This window comes from Haloechinothrix salitolerans, from assembly GCF_042662605.1.
GTDB classification, from domain to species: Bacteria; Actinomycetota; Actinomycetes; order Mycobacteriales; family Pseudonocardiaceae; genus Haloechinothrix_A; species Haloechinothrix_A salitolerans.
Genome location: NZ_JBHSXX010000001.1, coordinates 732160 through 750764 on the forward strand (window position 1 = coordinate 732160; position 18605 = coordinate 750764).

Consider the following 18605-nt stretch of genomic DNA (forward strand, 5'->3'; position numbering starts at 1 on the left):
GGCCGAACGGAGGTCGATTCCATGACAACTCCGCACCCCTCTGGCACGACGTCATGGCGCTTGCGGGAGTCCCGCTGGCCCAAGGACGACTCCGTCGCGCTGGTTGACCACACGGTCGGGTCGCTGCTGACTGAGCGGGCCACCGAGCAGCCGGGCGCGCTCGCCCTGGTCGGGACGGCACACGGCACCGACGACGAGCGGCGCCTGACCTATGCCGAACTGCACGCCGAGGCGTGCCAGGTCGCCCGTGCGCTGCTGCGGCGGGTGCGGCCGGGTGACTTCGTCGCGCTGTGGGCGCCGAATGTCGTTGAGTGGCCGATCGTCCAGTACGGTGCCGCGCTGGCCGGGGTCACGCTCGTCGCGCTCAACCCCGTGCTGCGGCAGCATGACCTCGCCTACGCGCTCGACAATTCCCGCGCCGCGCTGCTGCTGCACGCCGAGTGGAGTCGCGACTACGACATGTCCGCCGTTGTAGCCGAGGTGCGTGGCGAGCGGAAACAGCTGCGCGAGGTCATCAGCCTCGCCGAGTGGGACGAGTTCCTCGTCTCAGGTGATGCCTCGGCATCCCTGCCGTCGCCAGCGCCGGATGATCCCGTGATGCTGCAGTACACCTCGGGCACTACCGGATTGCCGAAAGGTGTGCTGCTGCGGCACCGCTCGCTCGTGAACGTCGCGAAGCTCACGATGGAGACCGCGGAGATCACCCGTGGCGCCGTCTGCGTGAACCCCCTGCCGATGTTCCACACCGCCGCCTGCGTCATCGGCACGCTCGGTCCGCTGTGGCTCGGCGGCTGTGAGGTGCTCGTCGAGCGGTTCGCCCCAGGTCCCGTGCTCGAGCAGTTGGCGCGGGAGGACGCGTCCGTGCTCTTCTCCGTGCCAACGGTGCTCGGCGCGCTGCTCGAGGCGGTGCGGTCGGGCGCGGCTGCGGCGCACGCGTTGCGGACGGTGCTGGTGGGCGCCGCGAACGCGCCGCGCGTGATGATCGAGGGGGCCGAGCGGGTCTTCGGCGCCGCCGTGCACAACCTGTTCGGCCAGACCGAGCTGGCACCCGTGTTGGCCATGACCAGGCGTAGCGACACCCGCGATGATATCGTCACCACCGTCGGGCGGCCGTTGCCGCAGGTCGAGTGCATGATCGTCGATCCGGCGACGGGTGAGGTGCAACCGCTCGGCGTGCCGGGAGAGATCTGCGCGCGGGGCTACCAGCAGCTGATTGAGTACCTGCACCAGCCGGAGGAGACGGCGAAGACAGTCGACGCCGACGGGTGGGTGCACACCGGCGACCTCGGTGCCATGGACGAGCGCGGCATGATCACGCTGACCGGCAGGCTCAAGGACATCATCATCCGAGGTGGCGAGAACATCGCTCCCGCCGAGATCGAGTCCTGCCTTGCCGAGCACGACAGTGTGCTCGAGGCCGCGGTTGTCGGTATCCCGGACGAGAAGTGGGGTGAGACGGTCGGGGCCGCTGTCCGCGTGCGAGGTGAGGTGACGTGCGGCCTGCGTGCGGAGCTTGAGCGCCACTGCGGGCGCTGGCTCGCGCCGTACAAGGTGCCCCAGCACTGGTATCTCGCCGAAGAACTGCCCGTGACGCCAAGTGGCAAGGTCCAGAAGTTCAAGCTCACCGAGGCCGCGGCCGATGGCGCGCTTCCGCCGCTGCCGTGAGGGACAGGTCACGAAATCCCCGCCAGGGTTGTCCCTGACCACGGCACGGTATTAATCTAAATACGATTAAAAGATCGGGAGGTTATCGTGCGCGCCGATATCGAGCAGCGCCGCGACCGGCTTCGGCAGCGATACGCGGAGTGGACGCCACGCACCCTTGGCGCGTGGCTTGCCCACTGTGCGCGGTCCTATGGCGACGCGCCGCTCGTCATCACGGATGAGCGGACGTGGTCCTACGTCGAGGTCGACCGCTGGGCCACTCGCATCGCCGACGGGCTAGCGTCGTTGGGCGTTCGGCAGGGCGACCACGTTGGCATCCTCATGGCCAACTACCCCGAGTTCATCCCGGCGAAGTTCGCCGCGGCGCGGGCGGGCGCGGTCGCGATCCCGTTCAACTACCTCTATCGCCGCGACGAGCTCGCCTACGTCCTCGCGCAGTCCGAATGCTCGGTACTGCTCACCATGACCGGCTTCGGTGGCCTTGACTACCTGGACATGCTCGACAGCATCGCGCCGGGATGGGAAGTGGGTGCGACCGAGTCGCTGCCCATGCTGCGGCATGTCGTCCAGCTGTCAACGGATGGGCGCGAGCGTGACGGGGTGCGGACGGTTGACGAGCTCGCCGAGCTCGGCGACGAGCACAAGGGCGCGACCACGGACGTGACCGTGCGGCCCGACGACATCGGGGACATGCTCTACACCTCGGGCACAACCGGCTCGCCCAAGGGAGTGCTTGTCACCCACGACGCCGTCCAGCGGACAGCGTATGCGTCGGCCCTGACAAGAGCGTTCGAAGACGGACGCCGAATCCTGTTCTCGTTGCCCTGTTACCACATGTTCGGCTACGTCGAAGGCCTGCTCGCCGCGATGGTCGTCGGCGGCGCGATCGTTCCGCAGACCGAGTTCGACCCGGTGCGCTACTTCGACGGCATCCAGCGCCACCGCGCCACCGACATCCTGTGCGTGCCGACCATGAGCGTCGCCCTGCTCGAACACCCTGACCGCGCGAACTACGATCTCTCCTCGCTGCACGCGATCCTCTCCGGAGCGGCGCCCGCACCGGTGTGGCTGTGGGAGCGCGTCCGTGACGAGCTTGGCGTGGCCGAGATCGTCACCGGCTACGGCATGACCGAGTGCGGCGGTGCGATGACACTGACCCTGCCGGAAGACGAGCTCGCGCTCACCTCGAATACCGTGGGCAGGCCCAAGCTGGCCGGTGCGGCGGGGGTGCCGGGCGCCGACGCGCTCACCGAATACCAGACCGTCGACCCAGAGACCGGTGCGGACCTGTCGCCGCACGCCGAGGGCGAGCTTGCCTCCCGTGGGCCGACCAACATGCTCGGCTTCTGGCGCAAGCCAGCGGAAACCGCCACGGCGCTCGTCGACGGCTGGGTGCGCTCGGGCGACCTCGGTCGGGTGCGTGAGGACGGCTACCTCGAGCTGACCGGGCGGAGCAAGGAGCTCTACAAGAGCGGTGGCGAGCTTGTCATGCCAAAGGAGATCGAGGATCTGCTTAGCGCGCATCCCGGCGTCAGCCAGGCCTTCGCGATAGGTGTGCCCGACGAGTGGTGGGGCGAGGCGGGTTGCGTGTGCGTCGTCAGCGCCCCGGAACACGATGTCACCGCCGAGGAGCTCCTCACCGTGTGCAAAGACAAGCTAGCGCGCTTCAAGGTCCCCAAGCACGTGGTCTTCCTCGACGCCGACGAGCTTCCGACGACGCCGACCGGCAAGGTGCGGAAGTTCCGGCTGGTGGAGTTGGCGCAGCAGCGATTGGAGGAAACTCAGTGACCTCGACGATCTCGGGCGCCGCCAGCGCGGCGAGACCGGACTACGCGAGCCTCATCCAGCCGGATCGGGTCCACGGCTCGCTCTACACCGACCCTGCGATCTTCGCCGAGGAGCTCGAGCGCATCTGGTACCGCACCTGGGCGTTCGTCGGCCACGAGAGCGAGGTGCCCGAGCCGGGGGACTACGTGCGCAAGACCATCGCGCGGCAGGACATCATCATGACCCGAGGCAAGGACGGGCAGGTGCATCTGCTGCTGAACCGGTGCGCGCACCGGGGCAACCTGGTGTGCGAGGACGCGCGCGGCAACTCGGGTTCGTTCCGCTGCCCCTACCACGGCTGGACCTACCGCAACACTGGCGAGTTGCTCGGTTATCCCTACAACAAGGGCTACGGCGGCAAGAACAAGCTCGACCTCGCCTTGGGCAAGGTCCCTCGTGTCGACTCGTACCGGGGTTTCGTCTTCGGCAGTTTCGCCGAGGACGGCCCCACGCTGACCGAGCATCTCGGCGCCGCGGCGGGCGAGATCGACCGGCTGTGCCGGCTCTCGCCGGAGGGCGAGATCGAGCTGAGCGCCGGTTGGCTGCGGCACCGCACGCGCGCCAACTGGAAGTTGCTCGCCGAGAACGAAACCGACGGCTACCACCCGCAGTTCGTGCACGGCTCGATCTTCTCGGTCACCGGAAGCACGATCGGACCGCTTTACAGCGACAACTCCACCGCCGTCACCCGTGACCTCGGCAACGGACACAGCGAGAACGACCTGCGGCCGGAGTTCCGCAAGTTCGGCGAGCCGATGCGCTGGTTCGGCACAACGGAGGACCGGGTGCCGGAGTATGTCAAAACGATGCGCGAGCTGCATGGTGATGCCGCGGAGGACATCCTCGTCGAGGGCTCGCCACACGTGATGATTTTCCCGAATCTGTTCATCGCCGAGATCCAGATCTTCGTCATCCAGCCGATCGCGGTGAACGAATGCGTGCAGCACTCGACCGCGATCCAGTTCAAGGGCGCCCCCGAGCTGAACCGCCGCATGGTGTCGCAGACGATCGGTTCCGTCGGACCAGCGGGGATGCTGCTCGCGGACGACACCGAGATGTACGAGCGCAATCAGCGCGGCGTCGAGATGCTGCGTCCGGAATGGCTCGACATTCGTCGCGGCATGATGCGCGAGAGCGTGGACGAGCGCGGCCTGACGATCGGTGGTGCCACCGACGAGACCGGGATGCGCGGCTTTTGGTCGCACTATCGCAGCCTGATGGAGGACGACACGTGACAACAGCAAGCACCTCCGCCAGCGTCGCGACCACCGCGCTCGAGCTGCGCGAGATCGAACAGTTCCTCTACCGCGAGGCGCGCTATGCCGACGAACACGACTACGACGCGTGGGAAGCACTGTGGACCGATGACGCGATCTACTGGGTGCCCGCGGGAAACCCCGACGCTGACCCAGCCCACCAGGTGTCGGTCATCTACGACAACCGCAACCGCATCTCGACCCGCCTGAAGCAGCTGCGCACCGGCAAGCGTTATTCGCAGTCGCCGCCGTCAAACCTGCGCCGCATTGTCTCGAACGTCGAGGTGCTCAATGAGGACCCGGACACCGGCGAGGTCACGGTCGGCGCGAACTTCGTGCTTGTCGAGTCCCGCGAACGGGGCATGGAGACCTGGGCGGGCCGCTACATCTACAAGCTCAGGGTCGTCGACGGCGAAATCAAACTCGCCTACAAGAAAGTGCAACTCGTCAACAGCGACCGGCCGATCCCAACCATGGCGTTCCTGATTTAACGGGGTATGTCGAGTGTCAGAAGCGGAAGAGAACGGTCAGGTGCTCGGCTCGGCGAACGGCGTCGTCGGCAGCGAGTTCGCCGAGGTGTCCGTGACCATCGACGAGGCAGGCAACGGGCCCCGATTGCGCATGGAAGACCTACGAACCGGCCGTGTCCGGTTCCTCGACGCCTTGGAGCTCGAGGCGATCGTCTGGTTGCCAGAAGGCCACCTACGGCAGTTGCTCGACCCCTCGGCCGACCGCTGGCGCGAGGAGCGGTGATGACCGAGGTCCTCGACGGACCGGACGAGCTGGATCTCCCCCGCTACGTCCGGGACAGTGACCTTGTGGTGTGGGGCCAGGCGTGTGCGGAGCCGCTCACCCTCACCGAACACCTGATGGCCCAGCGGGCGGCGATCGGCCGATTCCGCTGTTTCCTCGGCATTCCCGCTTCGGACACCGTGCGCCCCGAGCACGGCGACGTCGTGTCGTTCGTGTCGTACTGCGGCAGCGGCGGAAACCGCGCGCTCGCCGATGCGGGTGTACTCGACGTCCTGCCGTGCCACTACTCGTCGTTCCCCTCGCTGCTCGCGGGCGGCACGTTGGGCGCGGACGTGGTCCTCGTACAGGTCGCGCCGCCCGACGAGCACGGCCGATACAGCCTCGGGCTTGCCGAGGACTACTTCGCCGCCGCGATCGACACCGCTCGCGTGGTGATCGCCGAGGTGAACGAGCAGGTGCCGCGCACGGCGGGCCGGAGCCTGACGGCGTCCGACATCGACGTGATCGTTCCTGCCTCGCGGCCGCCCGCCGAGATGCCTGCCCGGCAGCCGGACGAGGTGACCAGACGGATCGCGGCGAACGTGGCAGGCCTCGTCGACGACGGCGCGACGCTGCAGTTCGGCATCGGCGCCCTGCCTGAGGCGATCCTTGGCGCGCTCACGGAACACACCGATCTCGGCGTCCACTCCGGAGTGCTCAACGACACCGCCGCCGAGCTGATGCGCGCCGGGGTGATCACCAACGCCCGCAAGACCGTCGATCCGGGACGCGCGATCGCCGGTTTCCTGCTCGGCACCCGTGCGCTGTTCGACTTCGCCGACCGGAACCCCACGATTGAGCTACGTGGTACCGCCTACACGCATGATCCGGCCGTGCTTGCCGCCCAGGAGCGGTTGGTCGCGATCAACACCGCGATCGAGGTGGACCTCACCGGCCAAGTGAACGCGGAGACAGCGAACCGCAGGTACGTGGGCGCGGTGGGTGGCGCGGCGGACTTCCTTCGCGGCGCCGCCCGATCCCGTGGTGGGGTGCCGATCGTCGCGCTACCCGCCACCGCTGGCGGACGCAGCCGGATCGTGCCCGCGCTGTCGGGTCCGGTGAGCACCGCGCGCGCCGACGCTGGCGTCATCGTCACGGAGTACGGAGTGGCGGACCTGCGCGGGCAGCCACTGCGTGTCCGCGGGGAGCGGCTGGTCGCGATCGCGCACCCCGACCATCGGCCCGCCCTTGCGGACGCACTCGCGGGCACCGGCTCACCCGACGGTCGCCGGATCCGAGATCGACAAGGAGCCCCATCATGAGACGTGCCGCGCTCGTCGCCCCCGTGCGCACCCCGGTCGGCGCCTTCGGGGGCACCCTCCGGCCGCTGCCAGCCGAGGAGCTGGCCGCCGCCGTGCTCAGGGCGCTCGTCGAGCGCTCCGGCATCGATCCGGACCGCATCGACGACGTCGCGTTCGCCCAGTCCTACGCCAACTCGGAAGCGCCGTGTATCGGCAGGTGGGCCGCCCTGCACGCGGGACTGCCGATCGAGGTGCCAGGCTTCCAGCTCGACCGCCGGTGCGGCGGTGGCCTGCAGGCCGTGGTGACCGCCGCGATGATGGTGCAGACGGGTGCCGCCGACGCAGTTGTCGCGGGCGGTGTGGAGAGCATGAGCAGCATTGAGCACTACACCACCGATATGCGATGGGGCCGTCGCGCCGGGAACGTGGCGCTCTACGACCGGCTCGACAGGGGCAGGGAGCGGTCGCAGCCGGAATGGCGGTTCGGTCAGATCAGCGGCATGGTCGAGACCGCGGAAAACCTGGCGGAACGGTACTCGATCTCGCGTGAGGCCGCCGACGCCTTCGCCGTCCGCAGCCACCAGCGGGCGGCACGCGCGTGGGAATCCGGCGCGTTCGCCGATGAGGTCGTGCCGGTCGAGGTGCCGCAGCGCAAGGGTGACCCTGTGGTTTTCGCGAAGGATGAGGGCATCCGCGCGGACTCGACGCCCGACACGCTGGCGACGTTGCGCACCATCATGCCCGGCGGCACCGTCACCGCGGGCAACGCGAGCCAGCAGAACGACGCCGCGGCGGCCTGCCTCGTTGTGGCCGAGGACAAGCTCGACGAGCTCGGCCTCGAGCCGCTTGGCTTCCTGCGCGGCTGGGCGGCCGTGGGTTGCGAGCCGGCGACCATGGGACTCGGCCCGGTAGCCGCGGTCGAGAAGCTCTTCGCCCGCACCGGGGCGTCCTTCGACGACCTCGATCTCATCGAGCTGAATGAGGCGTTCGCCTGTCAGGTGCTCGCCGTGCTCGCCGGGTGGGGTGTCAAGGAGGACGAGGTCGCCGACCGGCTCAATGTCAACGGCTCCGGGATCTCGCTCGGCCACCCCATCGGCGCCACCGGCCTGCGGATCCTGACCACCCTGCTGCACGAGCTACGACGGCGCGGCGGCAGACACGCCCTCGAGACCATGTGCATCGGCGGCGGCCAGGGCATGGCCGCCCTCATCGACGCGCCCTAGGAGTTTCATGAACGCGCATGCGCTGATCGGCTACGCCGCCTACCTGCCGCGTCACCGCCTGCGGCGGGACGAGGTCGGCGCGGCGTTGCGGACGAGTGCGGGACGCGGCGAGCGCGTCGTCGCGGCCTTCGATGAGGACAGCACCACCATGGCGGTCGAGGCGGCGGGCGCGGTGCTCGCCGCTCATCCAGAACGGACGGCTACCGCTGGCGCGATCTACTTCGCCACGACGTCGCCCGCGTACTTCGACAAGACCAACGCCGCGGCCGTCCATGCCGCGCTCGGACTGCCCGCCGCGACCTTCGCGGCGGATCTCGCCGGGTCGGCGCGCTCCGGCATCGCCGCATGGCGCGCGGCGGCCGCGAGCGGTGGCTTCGCGGTCGCGGCGGACGTTCGAACCGGACGTCCTGGCTCTGGCGACGAGACCGGCGGCGGCGACGGTGCGGCCGCATTCCTGTTCGGCGACCCCGATCTCGCGATCGCTGATGTCCTCGCCGAGGCGTCTGAGACCGTCGAGGTGCTTGACCGCTGGCGCGCCCCAGGGGCGAGCGCGGGCGGCCAGTGGGAGGAGCGGTTCGGGCAGCACGCGTACCTGCCGGTACTCACACGGACGGCGGCCTCGGTGCTGCGCGAAGCCGGGGTCGGCAGAGCCGACCACGTGGTAGTGGTCTCGCCGAACGCCGGTGTGATCAAGCAGGCCATGAAAGCCATCGTCGGCAGGCGGACCACGACCGGGCCCCCGATCGGTCACGCCGGTGCCGCCGACGCGGGGCTTGGCCTCGCGGATGCGCTCGATCGTGCCAGTGCGGGCGAGACGATTCTCGTGCTCTCCGTTGCCGACGGCTGTGACGCGGTGCTGTTGCGTGCCACCGATCGACTGCCGCGGATGCGGCAATCGCACCCGGTCGCGGAGCAACTCGCGACGGGGGTGGCGGTCTCGTACCCGACGTATTTGAGCTGGCGTGGCTGGCTTGATCGGGAGCCGCCGCGCAGGCCGGAACCGGACCGGCCAGCTGCCCCGCCGTCCGCCCGCGCCGCCGACTGGAAGTTCTCCTTCACCGGGTCGCGCTGCCGTTCGTGTGGATTCGTGCACTTGCCGCCGTCCAGGGTGTGCAAGAAGTGCCGGAGCGCCGACGACATGGATTCGCGGTCGCTGGCGACCGCGACGGGCACCGTGGCGACCTACACCGTCGACCGGCTCGCTTACTCGCCGTCCCCGCCGCTGATCGACGCGGTCGTCGACTTCGACGGCGGCGGCCGGTACACGCTCGAGGTCGCCGACACCGAACCCGACGCACTCGCGGTGGGCACCAGGGTCGCGCTGACCTTTCGCAGGCTTTTCACCTCGGGCGGTGTGCACAACTACTTCTGGAAGGCCCGCGTGCTTGAGCAGGCCACAGTGGACAGGGAAGCCGAGTTGGTGGCCACGGGAGAGAAGGCATGAGCAGCACGGGTATCGCCGACCGAGTCGCCGTCGTCGGCATGGGGTGCACCTCGTTCGGGGAGCACTGGGATCGCTCGGCGGAGGACATGCTCGTCGACGCGGTGCGGGACGCGTTGCGCTCGGCTTCCGACACTGGCGGCGACGACGTGGACGCGTACTGGCTCGGTACGCTCGGCTCAGGCCAGTCCGGCCTGACGCTGAGCAAGGCGCTCTCGCTGGACTACAAGCCGGTCACGCGCGTGGAGAACTACTGCGCCACCGGATCGGAGGCGTTCCGCAACGCCTGCTATGCCGTCGCGTCCGGTGCCTACGATCGCGTGATGGCGGTCGGCGTCGAGAAGCTGAAGGACTCCGGGTTCTCCGGGCTGTTGCGGGCCGACCCGCCGAGCGACGGCACCGCGGCCGAGTTGAGCCTCACCGCTCCCGCCGCGTTCTCGCTGCTCGACCCGGCGTACTGCGCCCGCTACGGCGTAGACCCTGCAGACATGCGGGCGGCGATGACGCACGTGGCGTGGAAGAACCACCACAACGGCGCGCGCAACGCCAAGGCGCAGTTCCGATCCGTCGTGTCCAAGGAGAAGATCGAGTCCGCTCCGACGGTGGCGGGCAGGCTGGGCGTCTTCGACTGCTCCGGCGTGTCCGACGGTGCGGCCGCGGCGCTCATCGTGCGGGCCGAGGACGCGCACCACTACACCGAGCACCCGATGTACGTGAAGGGCCTCGCGCTCGCGGCGGGGCCCGCGCTCGGGGCGGCGGACCAGGACTACGACTACACCACCTTCCCCGAAGTCGTGCACAGCGCCGCCGACGCCTATGCGCAGGCAGGCGTCACGGATCCACGCGGCGAGATCTCGCTCGCCGAGGTGCATGACTGTTTCACCCCGACCGAGCTGGTGCTGATGGAGGACCTTGGCTTCGCCGAGCGCGGGAAGGCGTGGCAGGACATCCTCGACGGTGCCTTCGAGCTCACCGGCAGGTTGCCGGTCAATCCCGATGGCGGACTGAAGTCGTTCGGCCATCCGGTCGGCGCGAGCGGCCTGCGGATGTTGTACGAGTGCTGGCTGCAGTTCCGCGGCGACGCGGGAGAGCGGCAGGTCGACGCCCCGCGCCTCGCGCTGACACACAACCTGGGCGGCCGTCCTGGTAGCTGCGTCTCCTTCGTCTCGGTGGTTGGCGCCGAGCGCGACTGAGCGACGCGTCACACCCGCCTGGCGCACACCGTTGTTGACACTGGCGTCCCGACTATTTACTTTATATTAAAATAAGCACGATGGAGGATCGATGCCTGGAGTGAAGGACCGTGTCGTCGTCGTCACCGGGGCCGGCGGCGGCCTTGGGCGGGAGTACGCGCTGTTGCTCGCCCGTGCTGGCGCCCGTGTCGTGGTGAACGACCTCGGAGGCGCACGCGACGGGTCGGGCGCGGACACCGCCATGGCGGACCAGGTGGTCGCCGAGATCGAGGCCGAAGGCGGTCAGGCCGTTGCCAACTACGACAGCGTGGCCACCGCCGAGGGTGCTACGGCGATCGTCGGTACCGCGCTCGACGCGTTCGGCGCCGTCCACGGCGTGGTCAACAACGCGGGGATTCTGCGCGACGCGGCATTCCACAAGATGTCCGACGAGGACTGGGAAGCGGTCCTGCGCGTGCACCTCTTCGGCGGTTACCACGTCACCCGCGCCGTCTGGCCGCACTTCCGCGAGCAAGGCCACGGCCGGGTGGTCATGGCGACCTCCACCAGCGGGCTGTACGGGAACTTCGGTCAGTCGAACTACGGCACGGCCAAGGCGGGGCTCGTCGGGTTGATGCACACCCTGGCGATCGAGGGGCGCAAGTACAACGTCCTAGCCAACGCCGTCGCGCCGATGGCAGCCACTCGCATGACACAAGACGTGGCACCCGCCGAGTTGCTCGAGAAGCTGCCTGCCGAGCAGGTCGCCCCGATCGTCGGCTACCTGCTCACCGACGAGTGCACCGACAGCGGCACGGTCGTAGTGGCTGGCGGCGGCAAGGCCTACCGCGTGCAGCTGTTCCAGGGCGAGGGTGTGACCTTCCCGAGCACCCCGTCGATCGACGAGGTCGCCGAGGCATGGCCGCGGCTCACGGACCTGACCGACGCCGTGCCCGGCGTCAACCCGGTCGGATGACTGCCGAGAGGTAAGGAATTCATGAAGATCGTGCTGGACAACGACAAGTGCACCGGGCTCGGCATCTGCGAGTCCCTCGCGCCCGAGTTCTTCGAGGTCGGCGACGATGGTGCGCTCGTACTCAAGCAGTCCGACGTGCCTGGTTGTCACCTCGCCGACGTCGAGGCCGCCGTCGATGGCTGCCCAACCGAGGCGTTGCGCCTCGAGGGCTGAACCGGACGTCACACGAAGGGGCAACCATGGCTGCCGATCACCTGGTCGTCGTCGGCGCATCGCTTGCGGGCTTGCGCGCGGTGGAAGGCGCGCGCAAGACCGGTTTCGACGGCACCATCACACTCATCGGTGCCGAGCGGCACCTGCCCTACGATCGTCCGCCGCTGTCGAAGGCCTACCTCGAAGCCGAGAACGAACCGTCCGCCGAGACACCGACGTTCCGGAACGAGCAACTGCTCACCGGCGAGCTCGGCGCCGAGCTGATGCTCGGTGAACCGGCGACGGCGCTCGACACCGATGCCAAGGTGGTGCACGTCGGTGACCGTCCGGTCGCCTACGACGCGATGGTGATCGCCACCGGTGCCGACGCGAAGACGTTGCCGGGCGCTGGCCAGCTTGACGGCGTGTACACCCTCCGCACGCTCGACGACGCCGTCGCGGTGCGCGCGGCGCTGGACGGTGGCACTCGTGCGGTGGTGATCGGTGGCGGTTTCATCGGCTCTGAAGTGGCGTCGAGCGCAAGCAAGCGCGGCCTCGATGTAACCGTGGTCGAGGCGCTGCCCACTCCGCTCTCGCGGGCGGTCGGGGAGTTGATGGGCGCAACGTGCGCGTCGCTGCACCACCGCAACGGCACCACCCTGCGGTGCGGGGTTGGCGTCGACGCCATCGAGGGCGACGGTCGTGTCGAGCGGGTGGTGCTTGCCGACGGCAGTACCCTGCCTGCCGATCTCGTCGTCGTCGGCGTCGGAGCCTCCCCGGCCACCGGCTGGCTCGACGGCTCAGGCCTGCGGATCGACGACGGCGTCGTCTGCGATGAGACCCTCTTCACCGGCGCTGACGGCGTTTACGCGGCAGGCGACGTCGCGCGCTGGCACAACCCGATGTTCGACAAGCTCATGCGGCTGGAGCACTGGACGAGCGCGGCGGACCAAGGTGCTGTGGCCGCCAAGAACGCGCTCGCCCCGGACGCGGCCAAGCCGTACTCGACCGTGCCGTACTTCTGGTCCGACTGGTACGGCAGCCGGATCCAGTTCGTCGGCATCGCCGACGCCGACGAGGTCGTGATCGTGGACGGCGATCTCGATACCGATGGCCGCGTGGTGGCGCTCTACCGCTCCGGCCGCCGCCTTGTCGGTGCGCTGACCATCAACGGCCAGGCCGTGATCATGAAGTATCGCGGCTTGATCGCCAAGCGGGCGAGCTGGGACGACGCGCTCGCCTTCGCCGAGAAGCGAAAGGCTGCCTGAGCCATGGCAATCGATCGGCACGACGCGGAAAAGCTCGCGACGGAGTTGTACGCCGCGCTCGCCAGGGGTGACCGGGAACGAATCGGTGCCCTGTTGCATCCGGAGTTCCAGGGCAGGACCACCGAGGGACTGCCGTTCGACCTCGGCGGCACATACGGCGGCCCGGACCGGATGTGGCATGAGTTCTGGCGCCAGGTCGGGAAGAACTTCGTCGCGCGGGCCGAGCCCGCCGAGTTCGCGATGCTCGACGACGGCAGGCTGCTGGTATCCGGACGCTACACCGGCACGGCGCGACGCGGCGGCGCGCTCGATGCGGAGTTCGTCCACGTCCTGTCATTCACCGACGGGCGAATCTCCGGTCTCGTGCAGCTGACGGACAGTGCCCGCTGGCGACAGGCACTCGACGGCGCTGGGCGTGAGCTGAGCGCCATCGAGTACGCGGTCGAGGACAACGTCGCGTCGATCCGGCTGAACCGTCCTGATGCGCGCAACGCCATCAACCAGGCGGTAGGCGACGACCTGTACGAGGTGGCGCAGCGGTGCGCCACGGACACCGAACTGCGGGCCGTGCTCATCACGGGGAACGGCCCGGCGTTCACGGTCGGCGGCGACATCGCGGTGTTCGCGGACACCGATCCCGCCGCGCTGTCCGCGACACTGCGGCGCATGACGACGCCCTACCACGAGGCGATCCGCGTGCTCACCGAACTGTCCGTACCGGTGGTGGCCGCTGTCCACGGATCGGTCGCTGGCGGCGGGCTCGGGCTGTTGCACTGCGCCGACGTCGCCCTCGCCGCGGAAGGCACGAAGTTCGCGGCGGGATTCACCACGCTGGGACTGTCCGGCGACGGCGGCAACTCGTGGTTCCTGCCGCGGCTGGTCGGGCTGCGCCGCGCGCAGCAGTTCTACTTCGGACGTCGAGTGCTCGACGCCGCCGAGGCGCTGGAGTGGGGCCTCGTGACCGAGGTCGTGCCGTCCGGGCAGCTTCGAGACCGGGCGCGGGAGGTCGCGCTGTCGCTCGCCTCGGGACCAACGCGAGCCTACGGCGAGATCAGGAAGCTGCTCCGCGACTCGTTCACCACGACGCTGCCCGAGCAGCTGGCCAAGGAGACCGAGGCGCTGGGCCGGGTCGCGGCAGGCGCGGACCCCGCCACCGCGGTGCGCGCCTTCATGGACAAGTCCGAGCCGACGTTCGAGGGACGGTAAGAGATGACGGGATTGGTCAGCGACAGTGACGAGCGGCGCTTGCTCCGGGAGAGCGTCGGCAAGATCGCGGCGAAGTACGGTCCCGGGTACTACACGGAGCGTTCGCGCGGTGGCGAGCACATCGGGGAGCTGTGGGCCGACTTGGGGCAGGCAGGACTGCTCGGTGTGCACCTGCCAGAGGAACACGGCGGTGGGGGAGCGGGACTGGCTGAGCTCAACATCGTGATCGAAGAGCTGGCCGCGAACGGAATCCCGTTGCTCATCACGGTCATCTCCCCCGCGATCTGCGGTTCCATCCTTGCCGCGCACGGTTCGGACGAGCTGAAACGCGACTGGCTGCCGGGGATCGCCGATGGCACCCGCAAGATGGCGTTCGCGCTGACCGAACCGGACGCCGGGTCGAACAGCCACAACGTCTCCACCCATGCTCGCAGGGACGGTGACGGCTGGACCATCTCCGGCAGCAAGTACTACATCTCGGCAGCCGACGAATGCGAGGCGATGCTGGTCGTGGCGCGGGACGGCGAGCCAGCCGCCGATGGCCGCAACCGGCTGTCGTTGTTCGTGGTGCCGACCGACTCCCCCGGTGTCACGCTGCAGCCACTCGAGACCGCGCTGGTGTCGCCGGACAAGCAGTTCACGGTGTTCTTCGACGACGTCCACGTCGGGGAAGACGCCCTGATCGGCGAGGCGGGCAAGGGGCTACGCCAGGTCTTCGCGGGCCTCAACCCGGAACGCATCATGGCGGCCGCGATCTGCAACGGAGTGGGCCGCTACGCGGTCGACAAGGCACGCACCTACGCGACCGAGCGGCAGGTGTGGTCCACGCCGATCGGCGCGCACCAGGGTATCGCCCACCCGCTCGCGGAGGCCCACATCGCTGTCGAGCTCGCGCGGCTGGCCACCGCACGGGCCGCCGAGCTCTTCGACGGCGGCGGCGCTGCCGCCGAGGCGGCCAACGTCGCCAAGTTCGCCGCCGCGGACGCCGCGCTGCAGGCGCTTGACCAGGCCATCCAGACCCACGGTGGCAACGGCCTCTCCCGTGAGTACGGGCTCGCCGACCTGTGGTTCGTTACGCGGATGCTGCGCACCGCGCCCGTGAGCAGGGAGATGGTGCTGAACTTCGTCGCCCACACCAGCCTCGGGCTGCCCCAGTCGTACTGACAAGCCGTACCGACACCGGAAAGGCAGATCATGACCGAAACGAAGCACGAGTTCGACGCCATCGTCATCGGTGCGGGTGCTGGTGGGCTCTGCGCCGCCGCGAGGTTGACGCATCTCGGCTACCGGACGCTCGTCGTCGAGCGGCTCGAGCATGTCGGTGGGCGTGCCTCGACCAGGGACATCGATGGGTTCAAGGTGAACAACGGCGCCATCGTCATCGAGGTCGACGGCATCACGGAGCAGACGTTCGACGAGGTCGGCGCGAAGTTCGACGTGCGGAGGCCGGACCCGCCGATTCTGTACCGGATCGGCGACAAGGACGTCGACGTCACCGGTGGTGGCTGGGGCTTCCTGCTTTCCAGGCTGACGCGGCAGGGCGCCAAGCTGCTGCAGGGCCTCGGCGCGGCGCGCGAGGACGATGGCTTACCTGAGGACCAGCTGTCCACGGCGGACTGGGTCGCGAAGTACACCAAGAACGAGTCGGTGCACGGCATCTTCCGGAACATGTGTGGCTCGGTGTTCGCTGTCGGGTCCGAGGAGCTTCCCGCGAAGGTGTTCCTCACCTACTTCACCCGCAAGAGCGCGTTCAAGAAGTTCGGCTTCTGTCCACAAGGGACGATCGGGGTCTGGCAGTCGCTCGCGGACACGATCACCGAGAACGGCGGCGAGGTGTGGTTGTCCAGCGAGGTCACGTCGCTGACCGTGACGGACGGGCAAGTCACCGGTGCGGTGATCGAGCGCGACGGCGAGCCGGTCGAGGTGTCGACGCGGTTCGCGGTCAGCGACACCGGACCGGCGGCGACGGTGCGGCTCACGGGCACAGAGCACTTCCCAGCGGACTACCTGGAACAGGTGCGGACGGGTGACCGCCCGTGCGGGATGATCACGGTGAACTTCGCGAGCCAGGAGCCGCTCATCGACGCGCCAGGCATGCTGAGTTTCGCCAAGACTCGGCGGCTGTGCTACGTCGCCAACTTCACCGCGACCTGCCCCGAGATGGCACCGGAAGGCTGGCACCTCTACTGCGGCACCGCCGTGCCGAAGCCGTCGGTCGGTGACTTCGACGAGGCCGAGGAGACCAAGCTGCTGCTTGCCGACCTCCGCGACGAGATCGCCGGGTTCGACCAGGCGCGGATCCTGTCCATCGAGGTAACCCGCGACGACTGGCCGCCCCAGCGCGCGGTCGCCGGTTTCGACCTGCCGAGTGCTACGCCCATCCCGAACCTGTGGAACGTCGGCGACGCCGTGAAGGAGTACGGCAACGGCGGCACGACAGCGTGTGCCGAGACCGCCAAACTCGTCGTCGACCAGATCACGGAGCGCTACCCGAGTGGGTCGGCGTCGTAGTTCAGGGCGTTGCGACCGAGCGTCAGTCCGAAGGGAGCGGCGATGAGTGTCGTCGATCGGGTCAAGGCCGCGGGACTCGCGGGCAGGGTGGCATGGCACGTCGCGCGGGAGAGGGTCAGCACGCGAGCGGTGGCACCAGACCCCGCGCAGGTGCCACCGTCCGCCGAGGCGGTGACGCCGGAATGGCTGACCGAGGTGCTGTGCTCCGACGTGTCCGGCGCGAAGGTCCTCGACGTCGCCGTGACAGGAGGGGACGACGGCACGAGCTCCCGCAGGGCATTGTCGGTGACCTACAACGAGACCGGGCACGCGGCTGGCCTGCCGGAGTCGTTGTTCGCCAAGTCAACGGCGACGCTGTCCTCGCGACTCTTGCTAGGGCTCACCGAGATCGTCGACGGCGAGACGCGGTTCTACAATTCCGCTCGCCCGACTTTACGGCTGCGAAGCCCGCGCGCGTTCTATGCCGGGTACGACCCGCGCAGCTATCGCTCGCTCGTCCTGCTCGAAGATCTCCGTGTCCAAGGATGGAGTTTTCCCAACCCGCTGACGAACCGGGTGAGCCGGTCCGACGCAGAGGACATGGTCTCGGAGCTGGCCGCCTACCACGGGGCGTTCTGGGAGAGTGAGCGGTTCGCGGCCGATCTGCGACAGCTCAAGGGCACCTATGAGTGGCAACGGAACCTCAATCGCAAGATCGGGTTCGATCGGCGAACCATGGTCGGCCTTCGCCGGGCGGCCTCGGTCGTTTCAGAGGAGCTGCTCGCCCGCGGCCGGGAGATCTACCCGAAGTTCATGCGGTCATTGGCGATGCACGAGCGGTCGCCGAGGACACTGCTACACCAGGACGTTCATCTCGGTAACTGGTTGCGAGACCCGGACGGACGCATGGGGCTCTACGACTGGCAATGCGTCGCGACCGGGCACTGGGCGATGGACTACTCCTATGCCCTTGCCTGCGGACTCGCCACCGAGGATCGCAGGCGGTGGGAGAAGGACCTGCTCGAGTATTACCTGGACCGGTTGCGTGCCGCGGGCGTACGGGAGCCGCCTTCCTTCGACGAGGCGTGGCTGGCGTACCGGCAGCAGCCGCTGCATGCGCTGGTATTCGGTCTGTTCACGCTCGGCGGCAGCAAGGTCGAGCCGGAACTGCAACCGCGCGACTACACACTGTTCGCGATCGAACGCATCGCTCGCCACGTCACCGACCTCGACACACTCGACGCGATCGAGTAGTGCCGCCGCTCTGCCATGCGCATCGTAATCAATCCGTCACGAGGACCTCACCGTATGCCGCTTCCGCGTGATCTCTACGTACGGATCTACGTATCCGTACGGGTAACTGACGACGTGACGTCCGACACGCTGGTGGTGTGCCACGTGCAGGCACACCACATCACGGTGGAGGTCACTATGTCACTCAGTTGCCCTGAAGAGGTCTACCGCTACATTGGTGGGACCTTCGAATCCGCGTTCGATGATCCGGAGCTTGGGCCGAAGCTGAGGCGGGCGCACCTGCGGATGCGTTTCGGCCTCGTGGACCCGGACTGCGTGATCCATATCGACTCAGATCGTTCGGAAGTGCGTAACGGCACGGGCGCTGACGTCGACCCCTCGCTCATCGTCGCCATGGATGCCGAGACCGCCAATCGGTGCTGCCAGGGCAGGCTCGACTTTCCGTCCGCCATGGCGCGGGGAGAGGTCGCCGCGAGAGGCGACATCAACGGTTGGCTGGAGCTGGTGTCGCGGAACTCCGAATTCGCGCGCATGTATGTCGAGACTCTGCGCCGGGAAGGCCGTGCGGACCTGATCGTGGCTTAGGAACGGCGGCATTCGTA

17 protein-coding genes are annotated in these 18605 nt (G+C 68.4%); all 17 read left to right on the forward strand.

Translation table 11 applies throughout. The features are described 5' to 3' along the window. Positions 1–21 precede the first annotated feature (21 nt). The gene (locus ACFQGD_RS03520) at positions 22–1665 is read left to right on the forward strand and encodes a class I adenylate-forming enzyme family protein (protein WP_345407350.1); all 1644 of its coding nucleotides are present in this window, start codon (positions 22–24) and stop codon (positions 1663–1665) included. A gap of 87 nt (positions 1666–1752) precedes the next feature. After that, on the forward strand, positions 1753–3453 hold the full coding sequence (locus ACFQGD_RS03525; RefSeq protein WP_345407353.1) for a class I adenylate-forming enzyme family protein: 1701 nt from the start codon (positions 1753–1755) through the stop codon (positions 3451–3453). Next, on the forward strand, positions 3450–4727 hold the full coding sequence (locus tag ACFQGD_RS03530) for an aromatic ring-hydroxylating oxygenase subunit alpha (RefSeq protein ID WP_345407356.1): 1278 nt from the start codon (positions 3450–3452) through the stop codon (positions 4725–4727). Before ACFQGD_RS03525 ends, ACFQGD_RS03530 begins: the two co-directional genes overlap by 4 nt. After that, positions 4724–5239, forward strand: a complete 516-nt coding sequence (locus ACFQGD_RS03535; protein WP_345407359.1) for an aromatic-ring-hydroxylating dioxygenase subunit beta — start codon at positions 4724–4726, stop codon at positions 5237–5239. Before ACFQGD_RS03530 ends, ACFQGD_RS03535 begins: the two co-directional genes overlap by 4 nt. A 13-nt stretch (positions 5240–5252) precedes the next feature. Then, entirely contained in the window at positions 5253–5501 is a 249-nt protein-coding gene (locus ACFQGD_RS03540) for a hypothetical protein (protein WP_345407362.1), read from the forward strand. Continuing rightward, positions 5501–6802 (forward strand): acetyl-CoA hydrolase/transferase family protein, encoded by a 1302-nt coding sequence (locus tag ACFQGD_RS03545; protein WP_345407365.1) that lies wholly within the window; start codon positions 5501–5503, stop codon positions 6800–6802. The genes ACFQGD_RS03540 and ACFQGD_RS03545 overlap by 1 nt, the downstream gene beginning before the upstream one ends. Then, a complete protein-coding gene (locus ACFQGD_RS03550; RefSeq protein WP_345407368.1) occupies positions 6799–8004 on the forward strand; it encodes an acetyl-CoA C-acetyltransferase in 1206 nt (401 codons plus the stop codon). The genes ACFQGD_RS03545 and ACFQGD_RS03550 overlap by 4 nt, the downstream gene beginning before the upstream one ends. 7 nt (positions 8005–8011) lie before the next feature. After that, complete coding sequence (locus tag ACFQGD_RS03555) at positions 8012–9448, forward strand: OB-fold domain-containing protein (protein WP_345407371.1); 1437 nt, start codon at positions 8012–8014, stop codon at positions 9446–9448. Then, positions 9445–10638, forward strand: a complete 1194-nt coding sequence (locus tag ACFQGD_RS03560) for an acetyl-CoA acetyltransferase (protein ID WP_345407374.1) — start codon at positions 9445–9447, stop codon at positions 10636–10638. The genes ACFQGD_RS03555 and ACFQGD_RS03560 overlap by 4 nt, the downstream gene beginning before the upstream one ends. Positions 10639–10729: 91 nt before the next feature. After that, positions 10730–11593 (forward strand): SDR family NAD(P)-dependent oxidoreductase, encoded by an 864-nt coding sequence (locus ACFQGD_RS03565; RefSeq protein WP_345407377.1) that lies wholly within the window; start codon positions 10730–10732, stop codon positions 11591–11593. 21 nt (positions 11594–11614) lie between these two features. Beyond that, positions 11615–11806, forward strand: coding sequence for a ferredoxin (locus ACFQGD_RS03570; protein ID WP_345407380.1), 192 nt, complete (start codon positions 11615–11617; stop codon positions 11804–11806). A 26-nt stretch (positions 11807–11832) separates the two neighbouring features. Beyond that, complete coding sequence (locus ACFQGD_RS03575; RefSeq protein WP_345407383.1) at positions 11833–13053, forward strand: NAD(P)/FAD-dependent oxidoreductase; 1221 nt, start codon at positions 11833–11835, stop codon at positions 13051–13053. A gap of 3 nt (positions 13054–13056) precedes the next feature. Then, positions 13057–14259: an enoyl-CoA hydratase-related protein gene (locus ACFQGD_RS03580; RefSeq protein ID WP_345407386.1), complete on the forward strand. Its 1203-nt coding sequence runs from the start codon at positions 13057–13059 to the stop codon at positions 14257–14259. A gap of 3 nt (positions 14260–14262) precedes the next feature. Next, complete coding sequence (locus ACFQGD_RS03585) at positions 14263–15423, forward strand: acyl-CoA dehydrogenase family protein (RefSeq protein ID WP_345407389.1); 1161 nt, start codon at positions 14263–14265, stop codon at positions 15421–15423. 30 nt (positions 15424–15453) lie between these two features. Next, positions 15454–16770, forward strand: a complete 1317-nt coding sequence (locus ACFQGD_RS03590; RefSeq protein WP_345407392.1) for a phytoene desaturase family protein — start codon at positions 15454–15456, stop codon at positions 16768–16770. A 42-nt stretch (positions 16771–16812) separates the two neighbouring features. Next, positions 16813–18003, forward strand: a complete 1191-nt coding sequence (locus ACFQGD_RS03595) for an aminoglycoside phosphotransferase family protein (protein ID WP_345407394.1) — start codon at positions 16813–16815, stop codon at positions 18001–18003. Between the two features lie 54 nt (positions 18004–18057). After that, the gene (locus ACFQGD_RS03600) at positions 18058–18588 is read left to right on the forward strand and encodes a sterol carrier protein (protein WP_345407397.1); all 531 of its coding nucleotides are present in this window, start codon (positions 18058–18060) and stop codon (positions 18586–18588) included. Positions 18589–18605 lie beyond the last annotated feature (17 nt).